Raw genomic sequence first — 5806 nt, forward strand, 5'->3', positions numbered from 1 at the left:
TTTTGCACCATTTCCAGTAGTGCGACCCGTTTATGCGTCAGAATTTCATCGTCGGGGATTACCGTCACATCTACCAGCGGGAAGGGACCGGAATAGATTTCCTTCGCCAGAGCCGGATCATCAAAGCAGTCGAGCCAATTGGTACTCCAGGGATACGGCTGTATTTTCCCGTGATAAAACAACACCGGAATGACCAGCGGCAATTTTTCATGTCCCTGCTCCAAATGCCGTTGCATGGCTGAAATACCGTAGCGCATGAGCCGGAATCCCATCATCTTGTCCGGGGAACTCTGGTGTTCGATCACGCAATACACGTAACCGTCACCCTGCGCCGTTTTCAATGAATACAAAATGTCGGAATAATGCGCCCGCAGATTGTCTTCAATAAACGACCCTGATTCCAACCGCAGTGTATCCAGATCACAAACTGCCCGTAATGTCGCAGGCAAATGTATCTCCAAAAAGTCTCTGGCAGTATCGATATGACTTAAAAACTGTTTAAAAACAGCGTCATGCGGCGTTGGTGTATTTTTTCTCTTCATCGGTGAATGGTAGCACATTTTCTTTTATATTGAAGGAATATTAAGCAAGAAACCGAGCGAACTGAGATGTCTTGAGTTTTCTTTGACAAAAACATTGATCGTATCTCAGATACTTTAATTTCCTTCTTAAGCAAAGTTCAGGTTTATTATTTATTGGAAATCAGCACGAATTCTGGTCTCAAGAAAAGTGTTATGTTGAAGAACTTGCATTCCTGATGTCTGAGCCAAGGAAAAAAACCTCTTTTATTGGTGTGATGCCGGAATTAAATACAGAAGGAGCATCATCTTTTTTTGGGCTAACAAAGCGTAATATTGGATGGTCATTATCACTATGAATAACAATAGAATTCACCGTTGCAACGGCTGCGTTTACTGCGACATATAAGGCTTTCCCATATTCAGTGGTGTTAACTATGTTACGATCCAATTTAATAACTAAATATTCAGCATCTTTATCAATCTTACGATTGATGAGTTCAGCCCCGCTTAATGTTTCTATTTTCATAGATTTCTTTACCTTAGCGGACGAGTGCATTTTAGTTGTCATGGTATACCTTTTCATAACAGCATATGGATATATTCAATATATAAGATATATAACCACTAGCCACCATAGCGTCAGCAATAAATATCATTGTTACATCGTAACCCTTATATACCAACAAGCTTTCCACTCAAAGAAGGGACGCTCATCGCCGTAATAAGAAAGGAATTCAAGTATGACAGAAAAAGCTCCACCTTCTGGGAGCTTAATTACTCAATTAAAACAGATAGCTAAATCAGTCAGTTTTTTTATTAAAAATAACTTCATCGAAATCATTATTACGAGTCAACCACAGAGAAAGCGCTTTCAACGAATCGGGGGTGAATTCGTCGCAACGAGCGGTGATTTCTTCCGGTGTCAGCCAGCACACATCGTCAATTTCCGCTTCCTGTAAAGCAAATGGGCCATGACTGATGCAACTGAATAATGCGCCATAGATACGGCAATTCTCTTCCTTATAATAAAAACTACCATGCTCGGCAAAAGGAACGCCTGCAATACCCAATTCTTCTTCTGCTTCGCGCCGGGCTGCATCCAACATATTTTCACCCGCCAGCGCAACTCCACCTGCGGTCGCATCCAATTTTCCCGGATAAAAATCTTTAGTTTCTGTACGATGCTGAACCAGAATTTTTCCCATACCATTATGAACTACGATATAAGTGGCACGGTGCCGTAAACACTGGGCGCGCATCTGCCGACGTGTAGCCTGAGCAATGACTTCATTGTTTTCATTGACAATATCAATCCACTCAACACCCTCTGTATTCTCTTGTTCCATCTTCAAAAAACCTTTTTTATTAGCAAGAAATTGCAAGTCTATAGAATGGTTAACCTATTCAAAATAACCAAATTGATAGAAGCTCTACGAAGTTATTCGTTTCGGACGCTTCATGCAACCCTTTAACTTAATCCGAAATAGAACACCTGATGAACCGCAATGCGATAAGATTTTTACCCGCAGTGATAACAGGGTTGACTACCTGCATCTTATCAACCTCAAAAACCAGAAAAGAGGGGCTAATCCATTTATGCCCCTCATTATGCCAGCATTATTTTACAGTGATCTATCATTTGGCTATTAATATCAATTCACCCATCGGGTACTCAACCCACTCATCTTTTCCGTTAATTATAGTCACCTTCGGTATATTCATACGGATCCGTTTTAATCTCAGTACCTTATATGGCTTAATTCTTGTGTAAAACCGGATATTAATATTACTGACAAGCATTTTCTCATATTTATCACATCCAATCCTCTCCAATCAGTAAAAAATTATCCGTATAGCGTTTTAAAGCCAAATTACCCCATTTATTTTGTCTAGTATAAATAAGCGATTGTGCTAACTGGTCATCCATATGTAAAAACAGGGTATTACGTTGCCGAATATCAGCAACAACATCCGATCTTTCCTCCATTGTTCTTTCAAATAATCGCTCCTTATCCCGATAAAAATGATATTTCCTCGGTTCAACCAACTCTGCAATTCGATCACCGATGTAATGAATATATTTAAACATGCGGTGATCAGGCAAACTCAAGGCATCTTTTAACTTCGGGTTGTCATTACGTGGAAACCATTTAGCTCTATCTGCTTCACTTATATGTTTAAAAAATTCTTTCTGAATCTCTAATGCCTCCTTCATCTTATCTTCCGTTTCATGATTCAGTGACGGGATTAAATACAATTTTACATCGACAGGTAATATATCACTCAGCTGTATAAAGTTATTTGAATCACTCTTTTTTAAAGATTCAATAATCAGATTAGCTTTATAAAAGTGAACTATTTTTCCATGATGCAAGAAAACCTCATCACCTTTTGTCAAGCCTAACAATTCAATGGTGCTGAATAAATAGCCCAGCGGCCCCCAATAATCATAAAGCCAGTTATCCAGATCTTTTTCCGGCGGAGCTGAAGGAACCAAGTCATTTTCATTTAGATGACGGTAATGTGTAATATCTTCCAGTTCTTTTACCGCACTACGGGTTAATGTCCGTGGCATCCCATAACTATACAAACAAGGATGATATTTTTTCAGTTGTGCGCTGTGCAATAATCCCAGAGCGCCACCTAAACTATGCCCACAGACAAATAAGTTTCTGTTTTTAGCCAAATCAATAATTTTATCAAACATACTCTTATCAGAACCGGGAACTTTTAATTTGCCAATAAGATTAAAGGCTTCCCAAAACCCTCTATGGACTTTACCATTCTCGACAAAACCACTACATACGCCGCCTTGACCACAGCCCAGTTTTAATGGCTGGTACATAATATCAGTGAAAGCATTATCTATACTGGCCGTTCCCCGCCAACTGACAATAATATCTTGTTGATTAGACGCATAAAATAACTCGGTGTCTCCTAATGGGTTTTCACTCGCTTTTGAGTCAATAAATACAACATCAGTATAACGCTCACGAAATGGCACATCATAAACAATTGGAGAACGCGCTATTTTTTCTATTTTATTGGGTAATTGGGATATATCCAGCATCTGTCGGTTAAAAAAATGGGTAATAGAACCTGCCGCATCAACATTATTATTAGAATATGACAGCACTCCCATTAACGCCAGGTTATAAGCATTCACCAAGGAGTAATCAAGCTGATGATGCAACAATAATACCCAAGCCCGAAATGGGCACACTTCCAGAACATACCGGCAGTTTATTGCGGGAATTCCAAAGCCTTTCGGTACCGGATCTGGGAAATGATAGTGTGGCGGTTTATCCTCTTCCCATTTATCAATCACAGGTAATCCATCACTTATCTGACCGATGGTCACATAACGATATTGATGACCTTCTGCTTTGGTTTTCGATTTGACTACCGATGTATTGACATCACGTTTTTCTCGTAATGGGCGCTGTTCCATTTCATCGGCCAATGGTTGAGCGCTGATATACAAGGTTACTGGATCCGGCGACAAACTTTCTTCCCTAAGCAATCCTTGATCATTAGTTACTCCTTTACGTTCATCACGTGGCTCCCCCTGGCTTATCAGGCGATAAGGTATATTAACTAATGGATTACCTTGTTCATCAACAAGTTGGAACTCCACCCAATGTTCCATAATTTTTTGACCATCAATAGAGTCTCGTGGGCATAATTCGCTCATAATTATTATTTTCCTTTTTTTATGCTGAGAAAGTAATACAACGCTTATTATCAGTTCGATACACTAATAATAGTGGGAGAGAAAATTCATTCTCTCAAGTGTAATATCATAATAAAATTCAATAAATGCCAAATGAATATAATTATAAAAAACCACAGGACAAAAAATGAGAAAACAGGAAAAACCCAATTTATTTAATTACTTTGCTTAATAAACATTAAACCTACAAAATAAAAACCCAAGCATTAACTCACTTAACAAAAATTTATTTCCACAATAAGAAAAAAACAACATGTTGAATAACATGTAAAAACATTTATCACTCTAACTGCCATAATGAATCGTTAAATTTTATTTAAATGAACCAAATAATAAAAACATTCCATTTACTTAAAATAAAAACAACAATAAAAACTTAATGGTAATATACTAAAAACTTATTATTGATATAAATATCATATCAATTATTTAGAATATATTCCCATTTAAACATTATTCAAAAAATAAAAAAATATGCAATTTATTGGTTCTCTCAGTACCTGGCCTATTCACTCAATCTACGAGGATTTGGGGAAAGCATAGCCTAACGCGGTGATAAGGTTGACCACACCACCTTATCCCGCCCCGGTTCTTCATAAACGACGGTATTATTTCATTAACACAGAAAAATCAATTTTTCTGATTAATTTTTACAATATCATCGTCTGTTTTTGATAGACGATCCTGTGCTTCAACCACATAATTTGGACAATATTTTAGTCGTACTCAATTATTTTTATGAGAGTTATTGATGTCCAAATTAGAGAAATTATGTGCAGATTTTGCCGCTCAGACTAACATGATGTTGAATCTTTCTATGGGCGCAGCGCAATTGAATATTGGTGATTATGGCCCCTGGTGGATAGAGGTGGACTCAACGGGATCTATGCTTACTTTCCATCATACAGTCACTTCATTTGTTGAGAATGATGCGGAATTTTGGCTCTCATTAAACAGTAATATCAATATACTTGGAGGAGCATGGCTCGCATTACATCAGCCAACGCGAACTATTCGTCTCTGCTTGCTTCAGGATATAACACGAATCGATTCTATTGATTTGATCAATATTTTGGGAAATCTGCAAAAAATAAGAGCTGAACTGCCTTTTCCCGAAATTAAACACACCACGTCAGCATCAACCCACGATATTTTAGTTTGATATGTTTTTTTAGAGAGTAAATTCAAAGAGCACACAGAAGAAAAAACAATAAAATAATGGAGAGAAAGTATGTCGAATCTTTCAATACAGAGCGCCAACACCAGGATTGATATTAATCATAATGAGTTGTCTCAAGCGACTTCAACAGATAAAACTTGTCACTGTTGCGAACCGTTGCTAAATAATACCATTGATAATCCACTTACCGCACCAACCTCTGTGATCACACAATGGAATGAAAAATCCGTCGTAACCAACAAACAAATTGAAGCTAACATTTCCCGTTTAGCCAGCGAAAGTACTGCCGCCCATAAAACGGTTGATTCTCTCTTATCTAACTTGGTAAAACTTTTCGTTCGGGTGGAGGGTAATGAGTTAACCGCAATCACT

At 37.9% G+C, this 5806-nt stretch carries 6 protein-coding genes; 2 read left to right on the forward strand and 4 right to left on the reverse strand.

Features of this window, described 5'->3' with window-relative positions:
- The 4 genes from LGZ99_RS23115 to LGZ99_RS23130 all read right to left on the reverse strand — a co-directional run.
- On the reverse strand, positions 1 to 542 hold a 542-nt coding region (locus tag LGZ99_RS23115), incomplete at its 3' end, for an Rpn family recombination-promoting nuclease/putative transposase (protein ID WP_262979713.1).
- Positions 543 to 732: 190 nt separating this feature from the next.
- Positions 733 to 1047 carry a hypothetical protein gene (locus LGZ99_RS23120; RefSeq protein WP_262979714.1) on the reverse strand — a complete coding sequence of 105 codons (315 nt, stop codon included), beginning with the start codon at positions 1045 to 1047 and terminating at the stop codon, positions 733 to 735.
- A gap of 274 nt (positions 1048 to 1321) precedes the next feature.
- Entirely contained in the window at positions 1322 to 1867 is a 546-nt protein-coding gene (yfcD, locus tag LGZ99_RS23125) for an NUDIX hydrolase YfcD (RefSeq protein ID WP_262979715.1), read from the reverse strand.
- Between the two features lie 467 nt (positions 1868 to 2334).
- Entirely contained in the window at positions 2335 to 4215 is a 1881-nt protein-coding gene (locus LGZ99_RS23130; RefSeq protein WP_262979716.1) for a lipase family protein, read from the reverse strand.
- 790 nt (positions 4216 to 5005) lie between these two features.
- Here LGZ99_RS23130 and LGZ99_RS23135 point away from each other — a divergent pair.
- Together LGZ99_RS23135 and LGZ99_RS23140 are read left to right on the forward strand one after the other, a co-directional pair.
- Positions 5006 to 5416 carry a type III secretion system chaperone gene (locus tag LGZ99_RS23135; protein WP_023044965.1) on the forward strand — a complete coding sequence of 137 codons (411 nt, stop codon included), beginning with the start codon at positions 5006 to 5008 and terminating at the stop codon, positions 5414 to 5416.
- A gap of 69 nt (positions 5417 to 5485) precedes the next feature.
- The coding region (locus LGZ99_RS23140) for a hypothetical protein (RefSeq protein ID WP_262979717.1) at positions 5486 to 5806 on the forward strand (321 nt) is incomplete at its 3' end.

Origin of the sequence: Photorhabdus temperata (genome assembly GCF_025384845.1) — a bacterium.
In the GTDB taxonomy this organism is placed as follows: Bacteria; Pseudomonadota; Gammaproteobacteria; order Enterobacterales; family Enterobacteriaceae; genus Photorhabdus; species Photorhabdus temperata.

Excerpts from the sequence above, each read along its gene's own strand:
- yfcD (WP_262979715.1), bottom strand. The coding sequence starts at position 1,867 with ATGGAACAAGAGAATACAGAGGGTGTTGAGTGGATTGATATTGTCAAT.
- LGZ99_RS23130 (WP_262979716.1), bottom strand. The coding sequence starts at position 4,215 with ATGAGCGAATTATGCCCACGAGACTCTATTGATGGTCAAAAAATTATG.
- LGZ99_RS23135 (WP_023044965.1), top strand. The coding sequence starts at position 5,006 with ATGTCCAAATTAGAGAAATTATGTGCAGATTTTGCCGCTCAGACTAAC.
- LGZ99_RS23120 (WP_262979714.1), bottom strand. The coding sequence starts at position 1,047 with ATGAAAATAGAAACATTAAGCGGGGCTGAACTCATCAATCGTAAGATT.